This is a genomic window from Micromonospora sp. PRAS1 (genome assembly GCF_059553435.1).
Genome location: NZ_JCANNB010000009.1, coordinates 191,663 through 213,779, shown reverse-complemented (window position 1 = coordinate 213,779; position 22,117 = coordinate 191,663). Strand labels below are relative to the sequence as shown.

18 protein-coding genes are annotated in these 22,117 nt (G+C 71.4%); 11 read left to right on the top strand and 7 right to left on the bottom strand.

Going from position 1 to position 22,117, the window contains the following annotated elements; genetic code table 11:
* Positions 1-228: 228 nt before the first annotated feature.
* Positions 229-693: a MarR family winged helix-turn-helix transcriptional regulator gene (locus AC507J_RS11715; RefSeq protein ID WP_496289138.1), complete on the bottom strand. Its 465-nt coding sequence runs from the start codon at positions 691-693 to the stop codon at positions 229-231.
* Between the two features lie 372 nt (positions 694-1,065).
* On the opposite strand from AC507J_RS11715, the gene AC507J_RS11710 reads away from it, so the two are divergent.
* Positions 1,066-1,845 (top strand): FkbM family methyltransferase, encoded by a 780-nt coding sequence (locus AC507J_RS11710; protein WP_496289137.1) that lies wholly within the window; start codon positions 1,066-1,068, stop codon positions 1,843-1,845.
* Positions 1,846-1,857: 12 nt separating this feature from the next.
* Here the strand turns inward: AC507J_RS11710 and AC507J_RS11705 are convergent, their stop codons facing one another.
* A complete protein-coding gene (locus tag AC507J_RS11705) occupies positions 1,858-2,451 on the bottom strand; it encodes a TetR/AcrR family transcriptional regulator (protein WP_496289136.1) in 594 nt (197 codons plus the stop codon).
* 247 nt (positions 2,452-2,698) lie between these two features.
* On the opposite strand from AC507J_RS11705, the gene AC507J_RS11700 reads away from it, so the two are divergent.
* Both AC507J_RS11700 and AC507J_RS11695 read left to right on the top strand, forming a co-directional pair.
* The gene (locus AC507J_RS11700) at positions 2,699-5,986 is read left to right on the top strand and encodes an NACHT domain-containing protein (RefSeq protein WP_496289135.1); all 3,288 of its coding nucleotides are present in this window, start codon (positions 2,699-2,701) and stop codon (positions 5,984-5,986) included.
* 54 nt (positions 5,987-6,040) lie between these two features.
* A complete protein-coding gene (locus tag AC507J_RS11695; protein ID WP_496289134.1) occupies positions 6,041-6,508 on the top strand; it encodes an HNH endonuclease family protein in 468 nt (155 codons plus the stop codon).
* 181 nt (positions 6,509-6,689) lie between these two features.
* On the opposite strand, the gene AC507J_RS11690 is transcribed toward AC507J_RS11695, so the two are convergent.
* Positions 6,690-7,502 carry a VOC family protein gene (locus tag AC507J_RS11690; protein WP_496289133.1) on the bottom strand — a complete coding sequence of 271 codons (813 nt, stop codon included), beginning with the start codon at positions 7,500-7,502 and terminating at the stop codon, positions 6,690-6,692.
* A 150-nt stretch (positions 7,503-7,652) separates the two neighbouring features.
* Between AC507J_RS11690 and AC507J_RS11685 the strand changes: the two genes are divergently transcribed.
* From AC507J_RS11685 to AC507J_RS11670, 4 genes are all read left to right on the top strand, one after another.
* A complete protein-coding gene (locus tag AC507J_RS11685; protein WP_496289132.1) occupies positions 7,653-8,108 on the top strand; it encodes a DUF1801 domain-containing protein in 456 nt (151 codons plus the stop codon).
* Positions 8,109-8,386: 278 nt separating this feature from the next.
* Positions 8,387-8,947 (top strand): DUF1062 domain-containing protein, encoded by a 561-nt coding sequence (locus AC507J_RS11680; protein WP_496289131.1) that lies wholly within the window; start codon positions 8,387-8,389, stop codon positions 8,945-8,947.
* A 136-nt stretch (positions 8,948-9,083) separates the two neighbouring features.
* Complete coding sequence (locus AC507J_RS11675; RefSeq protein ID WP_496289130.1) at positions 9,084-9,554, top strand: pyridoxamine 5'-phosphate oxidase family protein; 471 nt, start codon at positions 9,084-9,086, stop codon at positions 9,552-9,554.
* 84 nt (positions 9,555-9,638) lie between these two features.
* Positions 9,639-10,376 (top strand): VOC family protein, encoded by a 738-nt coding sequence (locus tag AC507J_RS11670; protein ID WP_496289129.1) that lies wholly within the window; start codon positions 9,639-9,641, stop codon positions 10,374-10,376.
* Between the two features lie 46 nt (positions 10,377-10,422).
* Here AC507J_RS11670 and AC507J_RS11665 read toward each other — a convergent pair whose 3' ends face one another.
* Both AC507J_RS11665 and AC507J_RS11660 read right to left on the bottom strand, forming a co-directional pair.
* On the bottom strand, positions 10,423-11,232 hold the full coding sequence (locus tag AC507J_RS11665) for a class I SAM-dependent methyltransferase (RefSeq protein WP_496289128.1): 810 nt from the start codon (positions 11,230-11,232) through the stop codon (positions 10,423-10,425).
* A gap of 28 nt (positions 11,233-11,260) precedes the next feature.
* Positions 11,261-14,179 (bottom strand): AfsR/SARP family transcriptional regulator, encoded by a 2,919-nt coding sequence (locus AC507J_RS11660; protein WP_496289127.1) that lies wholly within the window; start codon positions 14,177-14,179, stop codon positions 11,261-11,263.
* 257 nt (positions 14,180-14,436) lie between these two features.
* Between AC507J_RS11660 and AC507J_RS11655 the strand changes: the two genes are divergently transcribed.
* Entirely contained in the window at positions 14,437-14,775 is a 339-nt protein-coding gene (locus tag AC507J_RS11655) for a hypothetical protein (RefSeq protein ID WP_496289126.1), read from the top strand.
* Positions 14,776-14,817: 42 nt separating this feature from the next.
* Here the strand turns inward: AC507J_RS11655 and AC507J_RS11650 are convergent, their stop codons facing one another.
* Positions 14,818-15,054 carry a nitroreductase/quinone reductase family protein gene (locus tag AC507J_RS11650; protein ID WP_496289144.1) on the bottom strand — a complete coding sequence of 79 codons (237 nt, stop codon included), beginning with the start codon at positions 15,052-15,054 and terminating at the stop codon, positions 14,818-14,820.
* Positions 15,055-15,202: 148 nt separating this feature from the next.
* Here AC507J_RS11650 and AC507J_RS11645 point away from each other — a divergent pair, with 148 nt between their 5' ends.
* Positions 15,203-15,853, top strand: a complete 651-nt coding sequence (locus tag AC507J_RS11645) for a LysE family translocator (RefSeq protein ID WP_496289125.1) — start codon at positions 15,203-15,205, stop codon at positions 15,851-15,853.
* A 34-nt stretch (positions 15,854-15,887) separates the two neighbouring features.
* Here AC507J_RS11645 and AC507J_RS11640 read toward each other — a convergent pair whose 3' ends face one another.
* Positions 15,888-17,903, bottom strand: coding sequence for a beta-galactosidase (locus AC507J_RS11640; protein WP_496289124.1), 2,016 nt, complete (start codon positions 17,901-17,903; stop codon positions 15,888-15,890).
* A gap of 164 nt (positions 17,904-18,067) precedes the next feature.
* Between AC507J_RS11640 and AC507J_RS11635 the strand changes: the two genes are divergently transcribed.
* The gene (locus AC507J_RS11635; protein WP_496289123.1) at positions 18,068-20,416 is read left to right on the top strand and encodes a TIM-barrel domain-containing protein; all 2,349 of its coding nucleotides are present in this window, start codon (positions 18,068-18,070) and stop codon (positions 20,414-20,416) included.
* 266 nt (positions 20,417-20,682) lie between these two features.
* Positions 20,683-21,900: an ROK family transcriptional regulator gene (locus tag AC507J_RS11630; protein ID WP_496289122.1), complete on the top strand. Its 1,218-nt coding sequence runs from the start codon at positions 20,683-20,685 to the stop codon at positions 21,898-21,900.
* The last annotated feature ends 217 nt before the right edge of the window (positions 21,901-22,117 follow it).

Below are 22,117 nucleotides of genomic sequence, written 5' to 3'. Positions count from 1 at the left end.
GCGGTACTGCTCATGGTCACTCCTTGTTCGGGAACTCCAGCACAGCGACCGTACCCAGATAGTCTCGTACGAGACTATCTGGTACGAGATTGATTGAGTGGGCGGGTGGACGGATGCCCCAGGCAGAGGAGGTCAGTACAAGTTCGTCGGGTGCGTCCATGACCCGGAAGATGCCGTCGCCGAAGCGACGGAGTGGCGAGCGCGCCGAGCGCCGGCGCGCTCGGCGCGCTAGCAGACGGAGCCGGCCGGCCCGCACTGGCCGGAGAGGCGCTCGTGCACCAGGCGCTGGATGGCCCGGACGAACACGTCGCGTTCGGCCTCGGGCAGGATGGCGAGCACGTTCGCCTCGATCCGGGCCGAGACCTGCCGGGCCTGGTCGAGCACCTGCTCCCCCTTCGGGGTCAGCTCCACCAGGCGGGCCCGTCGATCACCCGGCGCGGGTACCCGGCGGGCCAGCCCGTCGGCCTCCAGCTGGTCCAGGGTCACCACCATTGTGGTCTTGTCGACCCCGCACATCTCGCCGATCTGCCGCTGGGTGAGCCCGCCGCCGTGGGCGCGCAGCAGCACGCCGTACGCCCGGGGTGAGATGCCCAACTCGGCCAGGCTGGCGGCGTGCTCGGCCCGCAGCGCGTGGCTGGCCCAGCTGAGCAGGAACATCAGGTCCAACGGGCGACCCGGCGACGGGGATTCCATGCACCGAGGCTAACAAGATCTTCCGAGGCGGGATCGTTGCCCGGTCACGGACCGTCGGGAGGATTACGCACCTGGTCGGTCCGGCCGACAAATGGTCGCCATGACCACGGCGACGCCGCGTGGCCGTACCGCAACGGTGTAGCAACGCCCGGCCGCTGTGGAGATCGGGGACCGGGCCACCGGGCCGTCATCCTCACCGCCAACGACGGCGAGGCCGGCGCGGTGGCCCCCGAGAACGGCGGGCCGATCTGGCTGTGCCGGGGGCTGCGGCGGCCGTGGACCGAGATCTGGGACACCGAGGTACGTCACACGGGGTGACCGGCCGTCGCGCGGACCGCCACGGCGGCCACCCGGCCGGGTTAGGGTGCTGCGATGGGTACCCAATCCGCCGCGGTCGAGGCGCTCAAGGCCGACCCGGTCACCGCCTCGCTGCGCCGCTCGTTGGAGGTCTACTACGGCGACCCCGACCGGGACGCGGCGATGGATGCCTTCTACGCCCGCTTCGTGCGCCCCGGCGACCTGGTGTTCGACATCGGTTCGCACGTCGGCGACCACATCGGTTGCTTCCGCCGCCTCGGGGCCCGGGTCGTCGCCGTGGAGCCGCAACCGCTGTGCCTGCGGGCGCTACGGACCATCTACGCCGACGACGAACAGGTCAGCGTGGTCGAGGCGGCCTGCGGGGCGCAGCCGGGGCTTGTCGGTTTCCTGGTGAACTCCGCCAACCCGACGGTCTCCACCGCCTCCACCGACTTCGTGGCCGCGGCGGCCGGCGCCGGCGGTTGGGAGGGCCAGGTGTGGGACGGCCGGATCGAGGTCCCGGTCACCACCGTCGACGCGCTCATCGCCGAACACGGCACGCCGGCCTTCGTCAAGATCGACGTGGAGGGCTTCGAGGACGCCGTCCTCGCCGGCCTGAGCCGCCCGCTGCCGGCACTGTCCTTCGAATTCACCACCATCGGCCGTACGGTGGCGTTGCGCTGCCTTGACCGGCTCACCGCGCTCGGCTTCGCCGGCTTCGACGTGGCGCTCGGCGACGAAAAGTCGTTGACCCTCGGGCGGTGGGTCTCCGCCGAGGAGATGGCCACCCACCTGCTCACGTTGCCGCACGAGGCGAACTCCGGCGACGTGTACTGCGTACCGACGCCGGACTGACCGGGCTGACGATCAGCCGCCGGGGCTGACCGTCACCAGCCGGTCGACCGCCTCGGCAAGGATGCTGCGGGCCTCCACCAGGCTGGCCCCGGATTCGGCGGCGAGCAGTTGCAGGCAGAGACCGTCGATCAGGGCGAGCAGCACGGTGGCGTGGCGCAGCCGATCCGGGTGCCGTAGCGCGCCCTCGGCCTCCAGCGTGGCCAGCCAGGTGTCGACCCGGTCCAGGGCGCGGGCGGTCATCGCGGACAACAGCCGCCGAGCCTGCTCGGTGCGCTGCGGACCGAGCGCCGAGGCGTGCAGCGCGAGCCAGTTCTCCAGCTCGCTCCGGCTGCCCGGCCCGGCCGGCAGGAACTGGGCCAGGCACTCGGTGAGCCGGATCGTCGCCGGCACGCTGCGGTCACCGATGCGCAGGTCGAGCAGCTCGGCGTCGAGGCTCTGGTCGACCACGGCCTGATGCAGGGCGCGTTGGGTCGGAAAGTAGTGCCGCAGGGTGCTCGGGCCGATGCCGGCGCGGGCGGCGACGGCACGTACGGTCAACGCCGCCAGGCCGCCCTCGGCGGCGATCTCCGTCGCCGCGCGCAGGATCTGCTCCCGCCGGTCACCCATAGTCCATCGATCCCCCACGTCGAGCTGAGCAGCACATCGTGCCAGTACGGCGTGCTACACCGTTTGGCGCTCTGGTACAGCGTACTAGTGGGTGGGTTGCGCGTCGGGCGGTGGCGGCTGCGATCGCCAAAAGCCCCTGGTGGGAACGGGTGCCGATTACTCTGGGTGAGGTGAATGGCGAATCCTGTTCACAGCTGTCCGCTGTCGCCTCTCTCGCATCGAGACGCGACAGCAGGGACGGGCCCAGGTGAGACGAGGACCCGGCAGTTGGGCGAACCGGCGATGGCAGGTACGGGTCCGGCTGCGGCAGTGGCGGCGACGGCGGCGGACCTGGCGCGAGCACGCCGGCCAGCAGGCGAGCCGGGCGGCCGCCGAGCGGTTGCCGGACGACTACCTCCCCCGCCGGCCGAGGCCACGCCTCTACTGGGTGGTCGTGATCGTCGGGGCGGCCTACGCGCTCTGGCTGTTCGTCGCCCTGGTCGTGACGATCCTGGCGCGTTTCGGCACGCTGCAACCGTGGCAGGTCTGCCCGGAGTCGGCATCCTTCTACTGCGGCCAGGTGACCGGCCTGGCCACCAACCTGCTGGGGCTGGCGCTGGGCGCCGTCATCTTCCTGTGTGGCTGGTACGCCTGGCTCAGCAACCGGTACCGATCCACCGTCCAACGGGCACCCGAACGGGTGGTGCACACGGCGGCGGGCCAACAGCTCGGCCAGGTGGTGGGCCGCAACGAACTCTGCACGCTACTGCTGAGACGGTTGCAGGACCACGACGTCCGCCGCCCACTGGTCCTCGTCGGCGGGATCGGCACCGGCAAGACCGCGACGCTGACCCTGCTCGCCCAGCACCTGGCGGGAAAACGCCTCGTGCCGGTCGGCCTGGACCTGCGCGGTCGCCGGGTCGACAAGGAACAGGACCTCGACTTTCTCGCCCTGGCCCACGAGGAGTTCCTGCGCTTCGTGGACCCCTGGCTGTGGAGCGCAGGACAGGGCGACACGGCGTGGCGGTGGCTACGCCGGCGGGAACGGATCGTGGTGCTCGCCGACGGCCTCGAACAGGTCGACGTCGGCCACGACGTCGACCGGGACAGCGTGCTGCGCTACGCCATCGACCAGGCGGCCAGACAGGACCTGCCGCTGGTGATCGCCTCCCGGCCCAACGACCCGCTGCGCGGCATGAACGCCAGCGTGCTCCAACTGGAGCCGTTGAGCGAGGGCGCCGCCCTGAAGTACGTCCTCGGCCCGGACCCGACCCTGGGTCCCGGCTGGGCCCGGGTAGCCGACCTGGTCAGGCTCGCCGACATCGCCGAATCACCTGTCTACCTGCGCATCATCGATGACCTGCGTCGTTGCGGCAAGCTGGAGGCGGTGGCGGCCACCCGTGACGATCGACAACCGCGCGACCGCTCCGCGGCGCGCTGGTACCTGATGGAGCGCTGGCGCGAGGCGCTGATCAGCGGATGGGTGCACCAGGACTACGGCGTCTCCGAGCGCGAGCGCCACGACGTCTTCGAGATCCTCTCGGCACTTGCCTGTCTGGGGTTGCTCGACGGCACCGCCGAGGTCAATCCCACCGATCTGCGGCACCGGCAGAACAGCTTTCTGACGGAAGCGCTGAAACGGAAGGTGACGAAGTTCAACCCCCTCCTCGAATCCGACCTCGGTCTCGCCCAGGCCCTCGGCGTGCTGCTCGGCCTGGCGGAACGCCTCCCCAACGGAGGACTGCGATTTCCCGACGGCGCGATCCACGCCTACCTGGGTGCGCGGTACCTGGCACCGGCGATCGAGCAGGGCATGATCGACTTTCTGCAACGAGCCGAGCAGGGCTCGAACCGACCCAGCCGCGAGCTACTCATCGCGATGACCCTCTTCTCCCGCAGCGCTGGGCCGCCACCGAAGCCCTCCCGGGCAGCCCGCGAGGCGGTCGCGGGCCTCAAACGACTGCTGCCGCACTGCGAGGAGGACGCCCCCGCACAGAAGGTGCCGAAGCTCGCCGCCTTCCTGACCAACGCGCTGTGCACGGTCGCCGCCAGGCAGAGCCGCAGCACCGAGGCCGGACCCGGAAAGGTTCGGTTGCCCAGCGGCGACCGAACCCGGGCCGTCGAGATGTTCGCCACCGCCTTCGAGATCGACGGCTGGTCCGCCCAGCCCGCGCACTCGCGCATCGCCTCGGCCGCCGCCGCCAACTGGCACACCTTCCAGGAGGACCATTCCATCACCGACCGGCCGCTGGGCGAGGCGAAGCTGGCCCTCATGCACCGCTTCGGCGCGGCGGCCCGGCTGCTCGTCGAACGCGGGAACGCCTACCCCGACGGGCCCGCCTACCGCACGTTCTTCGACATGATCTGCGGCGAGGCCTCGCACCCGGTCCGGCTGGTGGCCGTACGGCAGATCGCCATCGGCGGCGGCGAGGCCGCACGGCTGTTGGCAAAGCGTTTGCAGGGCGAGCCCTGCACCCCCGACTCGGCCAACCCGTCCCACGAGGAGCAGCTGCGCGGCTGGCTGATCCCGCTGCTGTACCTGTACTCCCATCGCTACCTGCCACCGCAGGCGCAGCGGGATTCGGAGGAGCGGACTCATGACCTGCTACGCGCCGCAGTCGACCGGTTCTGCGAACCATCGGGGGCCGACGACCTGGCCAACCAGATGCACCTGGCGCAGGGATTCCGCCTCGCGGCCAACTGCCGCATCTTCGATGACAGCGGCAACCGGCGGCAGGCGTTGATCGAGCAGGCCGAACGACTGCTGCGCAACGTCCACCTCTGGTACGCGCAGCTCGTGCTGCTCCAGGCGCTGACCCTGCTGTCGCTGCCCGAGGACCCGCACGAGTGGCTGCCGTACGACCGGCCGGCGGCGGACCCGCGCGGCCTGGTCGACTACTGGGTGAGCATCGCCGGCGGTGGCCCGGCCGCGCCCGACGGCGACGGTACGCCCCACCCGCTGGTGCAGGAGGTGGCGGAGCTCTGCGTCCTGGCGCTGCGCAGCGGGCATCCCGAGCGATACTGCTGGATCGACGAGCGGGACATCATCAGCCGGGTGGGTGACAGCGAGCCGAGTGCCGACATCCGCGGCGAGCAGGAGTCGTGGCTGCCTGAGTCCGTCGGCTGGGCGGTGCTGGACCAGCGTGCCCAGCGTCTGCTCGCCGACGTGATGCTTCTGCTCAACCTGACCGGTCGGTACCCCGACGATCCGCCCGAGCGCGACCGGCTGCTGGCCCGGTCCAACCGCAGCAACCTGCCGCCCTGCCTCACCGGCGACCGCGCTCCCCTGCAGGCCAGCCGCGAGCACCCCATCGAGAAGACCAGCCCGGGCGCCACCTGCGTGGCCGACTGTCCGTTCCGGCTCTGCCCGCTGCCCGCGCCGAACGAGGACCTGCCGCACCAGATCGACGAGGCGTTCTGCTCGCGGCAGGTCGAGTTGGCCACCCTGCATCCGCAGCGACCGAGCCGGGCGAGTTGGCAGTTGGGCCCCCGATCCGACCTGCAGAGATTCTGGCGACAGATGTCCTACCGGATGCTGCCCCGATGGCATAAATGAGCATCCCTCACCACCGCTCGGCACCGAGTCGCGGCCGGGTCATAGGCTGATCCGGTGCTGTCCCAGATCACCGGCCTGTCGCGCCACTTCACCGAGGAGACCCTCCGGGCCTACCTGCTGAGCCGCGCCACCCGGGCCGGCAACGGATGCCTCATCGTGCGCGGCTACGGCAACCGGCCTGGCGAGTACCAGAAACTCGCCGGCCGGGCCTGGGCACACATCGCGGCGTACGTGGTCTTCGTCGGCGGCTACGACCCCGCCCTGGAAGTCCACCACGACTGCGGCGCGCCGGACTGCATCGAGCCCAGCCACCTGTGCCAGCGCAGCCGCGCCGACAACTGCCGCGACCGCGCCCAGCGCCCCCAGTGCCGCAACGGCCACGATCGGGAGATCGACCCGACCACCGGCCGGTTCCGGAGAGTCTGCCGGATCTGCAACCGGCAGGCCCAGCAGCGCTGGCGTGCGCGCCAGGCCGCCGAGGTCGCCGAGGCGCGCACGGCGTACGGGCGGGCCATCTCCTGAGTTCCTGACGGACCCGGTTCAATCCGCCGTCACACCAGCGTAAGCACTTATGCACCTTAACTGTCATTATGATGCATGGGTGTTATGTCCATCTTGTGTGGATAGATTATCTCATTGCTGTAACCGGTAATCCATTAATTGGCCGAGGCGTCGGGGTTGGTGAACCGACCGCCCCCCGGAGCTATGCCCGGGCGGTGACTGCCCAGTGGTAACCGTCGAGGTCGGTGAACCGGCCGACGTGGTGTCCGTTCTCGGTCCGGGTAGCGGCGCTGATCCGGCCGCCGGCAGCGCCTGCGGCGGCGAGCAGGGCGTCAACGTCGTTGCGGGAGGCGACGGTGTGGGTCAGCACGAGCGCGGAGAAACCGTCACCGTGCTCGTCGACCGCAGCGTCCTTGGCGAGGGCCTTGCGGGGCAGCAGACCCAGCCGGCAGACGCCGTCGGCGATGGTGAAGTCGACGAACTTGTCGCCGTAGTCGCGATCGACACGCATCCCCAGCGCCTCGTAGAACGCCTTCGACGCTTTCGGGTTCGCAACGCCGAGATAGGCGGCGGTCTCGGTCGGCTTCGGTGGACCGGTCAGGGCACCCTTGTCCTTCTTGGTAGCGGCAGCCAGCTTCCAGACTGTTCCATCCGGCGCCTGGCAGACGGCGGCGAACTCGCCGAACAACTCCTTCTTCGCCGGCTTGACAACCGACGCCCCGCCAGCGACGGCGGCGTCGAGGAGCGCCCTGACCTCGGCGGGTTGGTTGACGATGATGGACAGGACGCAGCCCCGGAAGCCCGAGGTCGCCGGGCTCATGCCGGCGTCGGTGGCGAGCGCGTCGAGTTGACGTAGAGCAAGCTGTCCGGTGCCGTGCAGATCCAGGCTGGCGGTGTGTCCGTCGTCGGTGACCGGAGCCGAGAACACGGACGCGTAGAAGCCGCGTGCCGCCTCAACCGCCGGCACACCGACAGTGATGACGTCGAGAGAGAGCGCCCAAGAGGTGATCTTCATGCCCAAAACACTAGGTAGCCGCACCCGGGAGGTGCTTCTTGATTCCTGACCGGCCCGGACACCCTCATCGCACCCGTCAGGAATCAAGAAGTTGCAGGTCCCGCAGCACAGCTAGCCTCAGTTGCACACCGTCACAGGAGAGTGGGCCGCATGAGCGACAAACCCGGCAGGACGAACACCGATGGCTTCTCTGCCCAGGAGCGTGCCGCCATGAAGCAGCGCGCCGCGGAGTTACGGGAGGAGGCGAACCGCAGCGGTCGTGGCAAGAAAGCAGCCGCCGAGGAACTCGACGTGCTGTCGAAGATCGCGGAGATGGATACGGCGGACCGGGTGGTGGCCGAACGAATCCACGCAATCGTCACCACTACCGCGCCGGAGCTGTCCCCGAAGCTGTGGTACGGACAGCCGGCCTACGCGCGGAAGGGAAAGGTGCTGTGCTTCTTCCGCAGCGGGCAGGTCGACAAGGAGCGTTACTCGACCTTCGGTTTCACCACCGAAGCCAACCTCGACGACGGCGGCCTTTGGCCCACCTCCTACGCGGTGACCGCATTGAGCGACAACGCCGAGAAGAAGCTCACCGCCCTCGTCAAAAGGGCCGTGAGCTGACCCTCAGCAGCACGAGTGGGCTACACACCCCGGCGCCGGCCGGAAAACCGGTTGAGCCTTCCGACGGCGTACCCGTAGATTGCCGGCGCCCATCGTCGTGAGGACAGAGGACAAAACCGCGTGACCCCGCCTGCTCTCTAGACCTGACACCTTTTTCCACTCACCGGTAGCCGACGCTCCCGTCGGTTCTGCCGGGCTGCCCGTGCGCCCGGTCATACCGCGTTCGAGGCCGCGCGTGATCGGCCTCGTGTCAGGTCTAGAGATCAGGTCTGGAAACCATGTCTTCACAACCGCATACCGTGCTGCCCTGGGCCGTTCGTCGGACCAGGCTGCCGCTGCTGTCGCTGCGCTGCCTGGACTGCCGGGCGGAGTCGGCCACCACCGGCAAGGGCAGGTTCCGCGTCAACGCCAACGGCAAGCTGCTGGACGTCTGGCTACTGGTCGGCTGCATATCCTGCGATCGGACGAGCAAGCTCACCGTGCACGAGCGGACGCCTGTCAACTCCTTCGATCCGGCCGAACTCGACGGCTACCGCGACAACGATCCGGAACTGGTGGCGTCCACGCTGCTGGACCCGCGGCTCGCCCGGCGCAACCGCTTCGTCCTCGACTGGACGGGCGCCTGGCGGCTGGACGTCCCGTCGCCCTGGCGCGACGAGGTGTGGCCGGTCCAGGTGGAGGTCGTCTTCGCCGACCCGGTGCCGGTACGCCCGGACCGGCTCATCGCCCACGGCCTCGGCTTCAGCAGGAACGAGGTACTGCGCCGGGTCAAGTGCGGCATTCCGCTGCGCCGTCCGACGAGCGCCGGATTCGCCTTCACGGTGCTGAGCGGGCACTAGCGGAAATGCAGCCGGGCGGGCGGCTCCGACCCGCCCGGCCGCACTTCACACCAAACCCCGATCGACGGGTCGGCCCACCCGGCACCGGCAGGAAGACAGTTGACCTCAACCGCCCTTCAACCGAGACGATCCTGGCATGGACGCGGAAGAGGTCTGGCTTGCCGAACTTCAGGACATCTCCTTCAGCCGAGCTGGTGCCGCCACGGCGTCGTCGTTTCCGGCGGAGAATCGGATGACCGGTGCCCAACTTGCCCGACTGCTCCACCCGGGGGCGTACGGCGTATTGGCCACCACGAGGGCTGACGGTCGTGCGCATGCCACGCCGACCAGCCTGGTCCAGCACGAACGGGCCGTGTGGCTCCCCACGGTGGGCGGTGCGGTCCGCCTGGCCAATGTCGCCGCGCACCCGTGGGCGTCGCTTGTCGTCATGCGCGGCGACGGACCGGACCACGCGATGGTGATGCTGGAAGGAGTCGCCGAGGTCGTGGATGCCGCGACGGCCGACGCGACGGCCGCCGCGAACCGGTACGACCGCGAACTGACCTGGGCCACGGCGTGGATCCGGCTGACCCCGCAGAGAATCTTCAGCTACGCCGCCAGCGGCTGACGATTGCGTGGCTCGGTCGAGGTCGTGGCCCAGCATCCGACCCTCCAGCCCACGGTCCCGCGCCAACCCGTACGGTTGCATGGCATGGCACTACGTCTGGTCCAGGTGAACTTCAAGGCTCGGAATGAATCGGCTCTCGGCCGGTTCTGGGCGGAGGCGCTCGGCTGGGGTGTCTCCAGCGAGGAACCGGGTGTGGTCAACGTCGAACCCGCGGGCATCACCTGGCCGGACCCCGCGGCTGTCTGCGTCGACGTGGTCGTCGTCCCGGACCCCGAAACCGTGAAGTACGGCGTGCACCTCGATCTCGCCACCACCTCCGCGGCCCATCAGGCGGAGCTGGTGGCACACCTGATGGAACTCGGTGCGACTCCCGCTGACGTGGGCCAGGGCGATGTCCCGTGGACGGTGCTGGCCGACCCGGAGGGCAACGTGTTCTGCGTGTTGGAGCCTCGGGAGATCTACCGGGACACCGGGCCGATCGCCGTGGTGGTGGTCGACTGTGCGGATCCGCGAGCCATGGCCCGGTTCTGGGACCAGGCGATGGACTGGACCCTGCACGAGGTGACCGATGATCATGCGGTGCTGCGTTCGGCCAAGGGAGTCGGGCCGTATCTGGAGTTCCTGCGCACGACCGGTGTGCGGACCTGGTGGAACCGGGTGCATCTCGACCTGAAGCCCTACCCCGATGACGATCAGGCAGCAGAGGTGGCTCGGCTGGAGGCGCTCGGGGCCACCAGCATCGACGTCGGCCAGGGCGACGCGTCGTGGCGGTGCCTCGCCGACCCGGAGGGCAACGAGTTCTGCGTCCTCTCCCCGGGCTGACCCGCAGCACCTTGCCGGCTGACCCGCGACACCGGGCGACACCGGGTCATCGGCGCTGGCCGAGTCGCAGCACAGTCAGATAACGGCGGGCGGCCCGGTCGCCCATGCGGGTGCGGATGCGCTCGGCGACGGCATCGAGCAACGGTTCGCGTACGGCGCGGTCGAGCCTCCGGTACGGCGACAGCGAGCGCAGCAGGTCGGCGAACCCGTCGCCGGTGAACCACTGCACGGTCGGGTACCACCGCACGATCGGCGGGCCGAACAGGTCGCCGGGATCCTCGACCGAACCCCAACCCGTGTCCGTGGCGCGTACGTCGTCCGCCAGGGGCGGATGCCCCCAGTCCGGGTTCCCGGGCGAGAACCGTTCGTGCAGGTCGGCGGTCTCGGCGTACACCTCCGGCTCGCCGGGACAGCGGACCACGACGTGACCGAGCAACGCCAGCCAGCCCTGGGGGCGCAACACCTGGTGCGCGCGCCGCCAACCGATCGACGGGTCGACCCAGTGCCACGCCGACGCGGCCACCAGGACGTCGAAGCGTCGCCCGCGATCGTCCCAGCGCTCGAATGTGGACTCCTCGACCCGTACGTCGCGGTGACCGGCGAGACGCTGTCGGGCCAGCGCGGCCATCGCCGCGCCCGGCTCGACGGCGGTCACCGGGCAGCCGAGCGCGGCCAGTGAACGGGTCGCCTGGCCGGTGCCGCAGCCCACCTCCAGCACCGGCGACCGTGTGTCCAGGCCGGTGATCGTGGCCAGGTCCGCGAACAACTCGTCGGGGTACCCGGGCCGGACCCGGTCGTAGAGCTGCGGCACCTCGTTGAACACCTGGCCGAGGCCACCTCGATCCGACGCTGCCATCGCACCATTGTGCCGGAGTCGGCCGCCATCACCCGGGAGGGTTACCACGCCCTCGCCGGCGAGATCTCCACTGCGGTGACGGCCGACCACCCTGATCCGAAAGCCCGCCTGCTCGCTCTCGACCGCACCTACCTCTGGTCGCCCCGCGCGGGCTGCTGACCGTTGTCCGGCCGGCGGCGAGTTTATCCCGGAGCTGTTGCGCCTCCGGGTGCGCCAATTCGGTGAGGATGTGCAGGGCGCGCCGCCAGCAGCGGATGGCGGTCGCCTGGTCGCCGAGGGCCCGGCGGGTGTCGCCGAGGTGCCGCAGCGCCTCCGCCTCGTTGTAGCGGTGGCCGAGTTCGCGGCTGAGTTTCAACGCCCGGCCATAACAGCGGGCCGCCCACTCGTAGTGGCCGAGATGGTGATGGGCGTACCCGAGCGTGTCCCAACTGTTCGCCTCGCCGGTCAGGTCACCGAGCCTGCGTTGCAGGGCGACGGCCTGCTGGCAGCAGCGGACCGCCTCCCGATACGCGCCGAGCATGGCGTGGTCCCAGCCGAGCGCGTTGAGTGCCCGGGCCTCCCCCGCCCGGTGCCCGTTGTCGCGGAAGAGTTGCAGCGCCCGCTGGTCGTGGTGCAACGCGGCCGCCCGGTCTCCGTCCTTCTCGGCCACCCAGCTCAGTGACAGCAGGGTGTGTGCCTGGCCGACCCCGTCGGCGAGTTCGTCCAGCAGTGTCAGGGCGCGTTCCAGGTGAACGCGGGCCACCTCGAACCGCCCGGTCTCGGAGTAGGCGGGAACGATGTCCCGATGCGCCTGCGCCTGCGCCGCCCGGTCACCGTCGCGTTCGGCGGCGACCAGCGCGCGCTCCTGGAGGGCGATCAGATCCGCCCAGTAGCCCCGCCGGCTGAGGAAGGTGGTCGACGCCCACGCCAACTGCCGCACGTGCCGGTCGAAGCCGTGCCGGGCGGCCAGCTCGACCACCCGCAGGAGCACCGCCCCCTCCTCGGTGAACCAGGCCAACGCCTGCCCGTTGTCCGCCGGCGCCTCCGGCTCCACCCCCGCCTCCGGCGGGGGCAGCACGAGCCGGTCCCGCAGCGGGGACAGCCGGGCATCGGCGGCGCAGGCGCTGTGCAGGTAGTGGTCCAGCATCCGGTGCACCGCGGCGCGGCGAATGTCCGCCGGCTCCGACTCGACCAGCTCCGCCGCGTACGCCCGCAACAGGTCGTGGCAGGTGTATCTACCCGGGACCCGCTCCACCAGCAGCTGCATCCGGCTCAACTCGCCGAGGACGGGACGCACCTGCCGCTGTGGCAGGGTGGCGAGGCTGGCGGCGGCCGGCACCGAGATGTCCGGCCCGGGATGCAGCCCGAGCAGCCGGAACAGCCGCGCCGCCGGCTCGCCGAGCGCCCGGTACGACCAGGAGAACACCGAGCGCAGGTCGGTGGCGGGGTCCCCGCTGCCGGCGAAGCCGTCGAGGCTGCCCTGCAACTCGGCCAGTTCCCGGTCCAGGGCCGCGAGCCGGAATCCGGGTTGGGCTGCCGCGCGGGCTGCCACGATCGCCAGCGCCAGCGGCAGGCCGGAACAGCGTTCGACGATCCCCTGCACCGGTGCCGGTTCGGCCACCAGCCGGCGGTCGCCTAGCCGGCTCGCCAGCAACTCGCGGGCCTCGGCGGCGGTGAGCAGGTCCAGCGTGACCGGGCGGGCACCCTCGGCCGCCACCAGGCCGGAGAGTTGCTGGCGGCTGGTCACCACCACGGCGCAGCCGGGAACGCCGGGCAACAGTGGACGCACCTGCTCGGCGTCGCGCGCGTTGTCCAGCACGATCAGCATCCGCCGACCGGACACCAGGCTGCGGTACATGCCGGCCTGTGTGTCCAGGTCCGTCGGTACCGACCCGGGCGGCACACCGAGGGCGTCGAGGAAGCTGCGTAGCGCCACCGCGGGTGGCATCGCCGCCACGGTGGGCTCGAAACCGCGCAGGTTGACGTAGAGCTGCCCGTCGGGGAACCGGTCCAGGTTGTCGTGTGCCCACCGCAACGCCAGCCAGGTCTTGCCGATCCCACCCATCCCGCCGACCGCCGAGATGGTGACCCCGCCCCCCGTCTCGACCTGCTGGTCGACGGCGTCGGTGAGGGCCGCCAACTCGCGGGCGCGGCCGGCGAAGCTGGCCGGTGGCGGCGGCAACTGCCGGGGCATACGGGCGGTGCCGGTGGCCGACACCGCCGAGGCGGCGAAACCGGGATCGCCGTGCAGGATCCGCAGATGCAGCTTCTGCAGGTCAGGGCCGGGGTCGACGCCCAACACGTCGGCCAGTTGGCACCGAATCCGCTGGTACTGCTCAAGGGCCTCGGCCTGTCGGCCCGAACGGGACAGCGCCAGCATCAGCTGGCCGGCAAGCCGCTCGTCCAACGGCTGCTCGGCCACCCCGCGGGACAGCTCGGCCAGCAGCGTGGAATGCTGGCCGCAACGCAGGGCGATATCGGTCCGGTCGCGTTCGGCCGCCAGCCGCTCCTGGTGCAGGGCGGTACGCATGGTGTTGAACCAGGGCGTGTCCAGGCCCGCGAACGGCTCGCCCCGCCACAGGCCGAGCGCCTCGTCGAACTGCCGCAGCGCCTGCTCGTCGTCGGCGGTGAGCCGGGCACGTGCGACAAGCGCCTGGAATCGGTGCAGGTCCACCGCCATCGCGTCGACGTTCAGCAGGTAGCCGCCCTGCTGCCGCACGATGCCGACATCGTAAGCGCCGCTGAGTGCACGCCGTAGCCGCGACAGGTAGCTGTAGAGCGTGCCGTGTGCCCGCTGTGGTGGCCGGTCCAGCCACACCCGGTCGAGTAGCCGATCGACATGCACAACCCTGTTTGCCTCGACCAGCAGCACCGCCAGCACGCATCGCTGGCGGACATGACCGAGATCGATCGCATTGCCGTCGGCCTCTGCCTCGATGTTGCCCAGCATCCTGAACTGCACAACCATGAGCCCTCGCTGTCCACCCCGCCGGCCACCAGCGGACTCAAGCTTTCCACAAGGTCCATCCAAGGGTTGTCCGGTAATGGTCCGGCACGCTCCGGATCAGCGACCGACATCGTCCGGCGTCTTCCTCCGCCGTCCGCGCCTGGTCTGCGCATTCAAGGTCTGCGCAAGATTTCCGAATGGCAGGGGCCGGACGCTGATTTCACCGGCCGGACGAACGCCGGGAACGGCCAGAGCCGACATCTCTAGGAGGATTCATCGTGCGGAGCACTCGAACCAGATCGACCGCAGCGGCTGGCATCGCGTTACTGGTCGGCGGTGCGCTGGCGCTGAGCAGCAGCCCCGCGACGGCCGCCGCGCCTGTGGCCGCCGCCGCTCCCAAGGCGGCTGCGGCGGCCTGCGTGGAATGGTTTGACAGCGCTGGCAGCGGGGGCGCGGAGCGGTACCACGTCCAGTGCAACGGCTACTACGTGCGGGTCTGGGTCACCTGTAGTTCAGGGTCGCCGATCAACGGCGCGAAGAGGTGGCAGTACCAGAAGGCGGAATGCCGCAACGGGGCCTGGATCACCAGCGGCGGCTACGAGGCGACCCGCACCTGATCGCGGTAGGCCAGCAACTCCGCGACCCGAGGGCCGGGTGAATCAACGGGGGGCCGGCGGGCGGGGCGAGCAATTCGTCCCGCCCGCCGGCAGCGGCGTCAGCCGACGCCGTCGAGTACCGGGATCAGCTGCTCCTCCTCGTACGCCAGGTGCGTCTCCAGGCCGCCGGTAGAGGGCCACCACCGGGATGACCCGGGACGTCTTCGCCTGGTATTCGGCCCAGCCGGGGTCGGCCTCCACGGCGCGGGCGAAGAGCCGGTCGCGCTGAGCCGGGAGCAGAACCCTCAGGCGGCGCGGCGTCGACGGAAGGCTCCCCCGGGCCCACCGTGACGCGGCCGGTGCCTGTCCCGGAGCAGAGCGTCACGGTCACCGCGGGCATGTGCCAGCGGCGTAGGCTCGGCGGAGGATCGCGCGAACGGGGGCGGAAATGGTGAGTACGGCGGGGATCGTCGGGATCGCGCTGGTCGCCCTGGGGCTGGTGCTGACGCCGGGGCCGAACATGGTCTACCTGGTGTCGCGGTCGGTCACCCAGGGGCGGCGAGCCGGGTTGATCTCGTTGCTCGGGGTCGCGGCGGGCTTCGTGGTCTACCTGGGTGCCGCGGTGGCCGGCATCGCCACCGTGTTCGTGCTGGTGCCGGCGCTGTACACGGCGGTGAAGCTGGCCGGGGCGGCGTACCTGCTGTGGCTGGCCTGGCAGGCGGTCCGCCCGGGCGGCCACTCGCCGTTCACTCCGGTGCCGCTGCCGCCGGACCCGACCCGGCGGCTGTTCACCATGGGTCTGGTGACCAACCTGCTCAACCCGAAGATCGCGATCCTGTACGTGTCGCTGCTGCCGCAGTTCATCGACCCGGCACGGGGCAGCGTGGCGGTACAGAGCCTGCTGCTGGGGCTTACCCAGATCGCGGTGGCGTTGACGGTGAACGCGTTGATCGTGCTGACCGCCGGTGGGATCGCCGGATTCCTGGGCCGGCGGCCACTGTGGCTGCGGGTGCAGCGGGTGCTGATGGGCACGGTGCTGGCCGCGCTGGCGGTGCGGATCGCCGCCGACCGTTCCCGTGCCGCCGTCGCCGCCGGCTGACCGGAGGTTCGACGTGCCCGCCGGTTGACCCGGGTCAGTCGGCGGGCTCGCGTAGCACCGCGACGCCGCCGGGCGGCAGGGTCACCGCCTGCTCGACGATGGTCGCGGTGAGCAGTTCCACGCCTTGCGCGGCGACGCGGTGCTGCCGGTCGGTGTGGTTGAACAGGAACAGCCAGCTGTGCCGGCCGGCGCGGCGGCGCACCGCCTCCACGCCGTCGGGCGCCTGCGTGCAGACGGGCCGGACGCCGGCGGCCCGCGCGGCGCGGGCCAGCAACCGGCGGTACGTGTCATCGTCGGGTCGAGTCGACACGTACCACGCGGTGCCGGCGCCGTAGCGGTGCCGGGTGACGGCGGGCCGGCCGTCGAGCAGCCCGTCGGCGTACGCGGTGACCACCTCCGCCCCGGCCGGACGCAGCGTCTCGGCCCAGATCCGCCCGGTGCCGCCGTCGGAGAGGCCCACCTGCTCGCCGTCGGCAAGCGGGTGGAACTCCTCTGCCCAGACGCCGAGGACATCGCGCAACGCGCCCGGATAGCCGCCCAGACGCACCCGGGCGTGCTCGTCGGCGGCCCCGCTGAGGTAGGTGGCCAGCAGGTGACCGCCGCCGTGGACGTGCTCGCGTACCCAGCCGGCGGTGGCGTCGTCGACCAGGTAGAGGGCGGGCAGGACGAGCAGCCGGTACCCGTCGAGCGGGTCGCCGGGCACCACCACGTCGCAGCCGTAGCCGGCGTGCCACAGCCCTCGGTGGGCGGCGGCGGCCTCCTCGTGGTGGTCCAGCAGTTCGGAGGGCAGACCCGGATGGCGCAGTGCCCAGCCGCTGGCGGCGTCGACGACAAGCGCCACGGACGCCTCGACCCGGCCGCGTACCTCGGCGAGGCGTTGCAGCGCCGCGCCGAGTTCGACGGTCTCGCGGAACACCCGGCTGTCCGGGCCGGCGTGCGGCACCAGGGCGGAGTGGAAACGCTCGGCGCCACCGGTGGGGGCCCGCCACTGGAAGAACATCGCGCCGTGCGAGCCCCGGGCGACGTGGGCGAGGCTGTGCCGCAGCATCCGGCCCGGCTCCTTGGTGTGCATCCGTCCGGCGGTGTGGATCTGGTTCGGGGCGCTCTCCATCAGCAGCCAGGCCGGGGCGTCGCCGACCGCCGGGGTGGGCCGGTCAGGGGCGGCGTGCCGGGCCCAGCCCCGGGCCAGGTCGCCGACGAGAGCGGTCTGCTCCTCCGCGCCGATGTCCACCGCCGACGGGTAGTGGTCCACGGCGACCAGGTCCACCTCGGCGGCCCAGCGGGCGTGGTCGACCGGTACCCAGTCGCCGAGCACGTAGTTGGTGGTGACCGGCAGCCGTGGATTCGCCGCGCGCAGCAGGTCGCGCTGCTCAACGTACGCGTCGAGCAGGGTGTCCGACCAGAAGCGGCGGAAGTCCAGCAGCTGGCCGGGATTGGCCAGGTACTGGGTGGCCCGGGGGGTGCTGATCTGCGCCCAGTCGGTGTAGTGCTGGCTCCAGAAGCTGGTCACCCAGGCCTCGTTGAGCGTGGCCAGGTCGCCGTGGCGCTCGGCCAGCCAGCGGCGGAACGCGTTCGCCGTGTGCTCGCAGTGGCAGGTGGTGCCGTATTCGTTGTGTACGTGCCAGCCGGCCAGCGCCGGGTGGTGGGCGTACCGGTCGGCGAGGGCGCCGGCGATGCGTCGGGCGGCGGCCCGGTAGGCGGGCGTGGCGGCGCAGTAGGTGTCCCGGCTGCCGTGGTGCAGCCGGACCCCGTCGGCGGTGACCGGCAGCGCCTCCGGGTGTGCCAGGGTGAACCAGGGCGGCGGGGAGGCCGTGGGGGTGGCCAGCGCGACCCGGATGCCGCCGTCGTGCAGCAGGTCGAGCACCTGGTCGAGCCAGTCGAAGTCGTACCGTCCGGGTTGCGGCTCCAGGCGGGACCAGGCGAACACGCCGACGGTGACCAGGTTGACCCGGGCCCGGCGCATCAGCGCGACGTCCTCGGCCCAGACCCGGGTCGGCCACTGCTCCGGGTTGTAGTCGCCGCCGTAGCAGAGCGGGCCCTCGGTCCACATACCACCATCACCGGTTTCTTTAGTTGAAGGACTGTCCAAACTAGGTACGGGCTTTGCCCATGTCAACGGCACCGATAATTTCGGAATCGATGACTGTCGTTGACAGTTCGTTGGGTAGTTAAAGAAACTGTCGGCACCGCCGAAACCTCGTCGAGGAGACGCCGATGCCGTACCGCCCGCCGTTGGTGCCCTACGAGACCTTCGTCGCCGACCCGCCCGACCTGCCGGTGCGCGGCCCCGGCGCGGGTGGCCCGGCAATGGTGGGCCGGGCCGAGGTCGCCGGCACCGACCCGCACGGCGCGACGTTCAAGGCCGCACTGGCCGACGGGGCGACCGCGGTGGTCCGCGTCGAGGCGGCCGGCGACGGTGTGATCCGGGTGCGGCTGGCCGAGGACGCGCAGGCCCGCAGCCGCTCGGCCCGGGCCGTGGCCCTGGTGCACCCCCGGCCCTACCCGGCCACCGTCACCGTCGACGAGCGGCACGTCCGGGTGGCCGCCGGTGCGGTGGTCGCCGAGATCACCCTCGACCCGTGGCGGATCCGGTTCCTGAGCGCCGACGGTGCCGTGCTCATCGAGCAGGACCAGGGCACGGTCGACATCAGCGGCCGGCTGCGTACCCTGCCGTTCGGCCACTCCACGCTCGACGGGGTCCGGGTCGCCTGGCACGAGAGCTTTCTCGCCCCCGGCGACGAGCGCTTCGTCGGCTTCGGGGAGAAGTTCACCCCGCTGGACAAGCGGGGCCAGCGGGCGCTGATGTGGAACTTCGACGCCTTCGGGGGCGAGTCCGACCGCGCCCACAAGAACGTGCCGTTCTACCTGTCCAACCGGGGCTACGGGGTGCTTGTCGACAGCGGGCTGCCGGTGCAGTTCGACGTCTGCCAGTCCACCCACAGCGCGGTGCAGATCCTGGTCCCCGACGACCTGCTCGACTACTACGTGCTGGCCGGGCCGACCCCGGCGCAGGTGCTGGACCGGTTCAACCAGCTCACCGGCCGGCCGTACCTGCCGCCCCGATGGGCGTTCGGCAGCTGGATCTCCTCCGGCTTCCTGCCCGACAGCCAGCGGCGGGTGCTCAAACGGGCCCGACGCATCCGGGAGCACGGCATTCCCTGCGACGTGCTGCACCTGGACTGCTACTGGCAGGTGGCCGGCTGCTGGTCGGACCTGCGCTGGAACGACCGCCGCTTCCCCGACCCGGCCGGGATGCTGCGTACCCTCGCCGAGCAGGGTTTCCGGGTCTGCCTCTGGATGAACCCGTACGTGATGACGGCCAGCCCGAGCTACGCCGAGGCCGACCAGGCCGGCTACTTCCTGCGCCACGCCGACGGCAGCACGTACGTCGCCGACGTCTGGCACGGCAGCTACCCGGCCTCGGCCATCGTGGACTTCACCAACCCCGACGCGGTGCGCTGGTTCAGCGGGTTGCTGCGTGCCCTGCTGGAGCAGGGCGTGGCGGTGTTCAAGACCGACTTCGCCGAGGGGGTACCGGTCGACGCGGTGGCCCACAACGGGATGACCGGCGTCGAGTTGCACAACGTGTACGCCCTGCTCTTCAACGACGTGGTCGCCCAGGTCACCGAGGAGGTGGCCGGCCACCGCACGGTCTGGGCCCGCGCGTCGTACCTGGGTGGGCAGCGGCACAGCGCGCAGTGGAGCGGGGACGTGAACGCGACCTGGCCGGCCCTGGCCAGCACGTTGCGCGGCGGGCTGTCGCACGGACTGTCCGGGGTGCCGTTCTGGAGCCACGACACCGGCGGGTTCCACGGTGTACCCGACCCCGACCTGTACGTGCGCTGGGCGCAGTTCGGGGCGCTGTCGCCGCTGATCCGGCTGCACGGCACGAGCAGCCGGATGCCGTGGGACTTCCCGCCCGAGGCGGCGCAGCACGCGGTCGCCGCCCTGCGGTTGCGCTACCGCCTGCTGCCGTACCTGTGGTCGGCGGCGGTGGCGGCGGCGCGCACCGGGACGCCGATGATGCGCGCGCTGCTCGTCGACACCCCGCACGACCCGACGGCCTGGACCGTCGACCTGCAGTACCGACTCGGCGCGGACCTGCTGGTCGCGCCGGTGATCGACCCGTCCGGCCGGCGTGACGTCTACCTGCCGGTCGGCGACGACTGGATCGACGCGGCCACCGGCGAACGGTACGCCGGCGGGCAGTACCTGCGGGTCGAAGTGCCGCTGTCCCGGGCGCCGGTGTACGTGCGCCGCGGCGCGCTGCTGCCACTGGTGGCGCCGGGGGTCACCGTGGGTGACGGCCCCTTCGGCGATGTCACCCTGGTCAGCTGGGGCGCGGTCGACGCCACCACGGTGGTCCACGACGTCGACGGCGACACGGTCATCGAGGCGGTCCGCGACGGGGCGGAACTACGAATCCGAACGCGAGGGCCGCTGCGGGTGGGGCAGCTGGTTCTCGCCGGGGTCGGCGATGCCGACCGACCGGCCCGGTCACTGCTCAATGGCGAGGTGGTGGCCGCCGCACCCTTCGCGGGACTCTTCCCCGACGAAGGCTGAGGCGTCCCGTGCGGTGGCCGGTCTGGACGGTGTCGGAGGCCGCACGGGACAGGGTCGCCAGGCGGCCGGATGACGGCAGGTAGCACGCCTGTGGCGGCGGGTTTGCGCGGCAGCAGGGTCCGGTTACGATTAGTTGGGGATCCAGCCGAATCAACCGCCCCACAGGACCGGGCGTGCCGGCGGGCGGGCACCATGATCGGTCCCGCCGCCGCGGTACGCGATGATGAAACGCGCGCCACGACGGCGGCGCAGGGAGCGGGCAGATCGTGATCAGCATCCACAACGAACCGCAGCCGACCGACCTCGGCGACGTGCGGGTGGCCAACCGCGCGGTGGTCCTGCGCCACGTCCGCCTGCACGCCCCCTGTTCCCGGGCCGACATCGCCGCGCGCACCGGACTCAACAAGGCCACCGTCTCCAGCCTGGTCGGCGAGTTGATCGACCAGCGGCTGGTCCGCGAGACCGGGCTGACCGAGAACCGGGTCGGGCGGCCGGCGACGATGCTGGTGCTCGACGGCGAACCGTACGCCGCCCTGGGCCTGCAGATCAGCGCCGACGAACTGGTGGCCGTGGCGATCGACCTGGGCGGCAACCGGCTGCTCACCTGGCGGCGCGCCTTCGCCGCCGGCACGGTCTCCCCCGCCGAGACATTGCGCGCGCTGGCCGCGTTGAGTCGCCGCGCGATCGGCCGGGTCAGCGCACAGGGCCGCACCGTGCTGGGGCTGACCGTGGGCGTGCCGGGGCTGGTCGACCCGGCCGGCACGGTGCCGCTGGCCACCGCCCTGGGCTGGCGGGACGTGCCCGTCGCGGCCGAGCTGCGCGCCGCCCTGCGGCAGCCGCCGTTCGCCGTCGGCGTCGAGGCCGCCGCCAACCTCGCCGCGCTGGCCGAACAGCGCCACGGGGCGTACGCGGGCACCACCGACCTGGTGCACGTGACCGGCGGGGTCACCGTCGGCGCGGGGATCATCGCCGCCGGCCGGCTGCTGCGCGGCGCACGCGGCTTCGCCGGCGACCTCGGCCACCTGTGCCTCGACCCGACCGGCCCGAACTGTGTCTGCGGCAGCCGGGGTTGCCTCACCGCGCTGGTCGGGCTGCCCGCCGTGGTGTGCCGGCTGCTGCCCGACGCCGCCGAGGACGGCCCAATCACCGACTACCTGCCGGAGCTGGAGCGGATCGTGGCGCTGGCCCGGCAGGACGACCCCACCGTGCTCAGCGGCCTGGCCGAGATCGGCCGGCACGTCGGGCGTGGCGTCGCGGTCCTGGCCGACCTGCTCAATCCGGAGGTGGTGGTGCTCGGCGACCACCTCGCCGCCCTGGCGCCGTGGCTGCTGCCGGCGGCCCGGTCGGAGCTGGCCGCGCGCAGCCACGCCCCTGCCGCCGGCGGTTGCCGGCTGGACGCCTCCACCCTGACCACCCCGGCGGCGCTCGGCGGCGCGACCGCCGCGCTGGCCACCGTCGAGGCCGGCCGACTGCCCACCCGCTGACCGGCCACCGGCCCCACGCGCCGCCGGTCTTGACCTGACCGGTCGCGGGGTGCCAACCTCGACTTGAGCCGCCCCGTTCGGGCACCCGGGGCGGCTTGCTTTCCGCGGTTTGTCGAAGCGCTTCGCCAGCGTCCGGGCCGACGACCGTCATCCCCCCATGACCTGCGACGCTGCTCGGCCATCCGTCGTCGAAGCGCTTCGACCTTCGGCGCGCCGG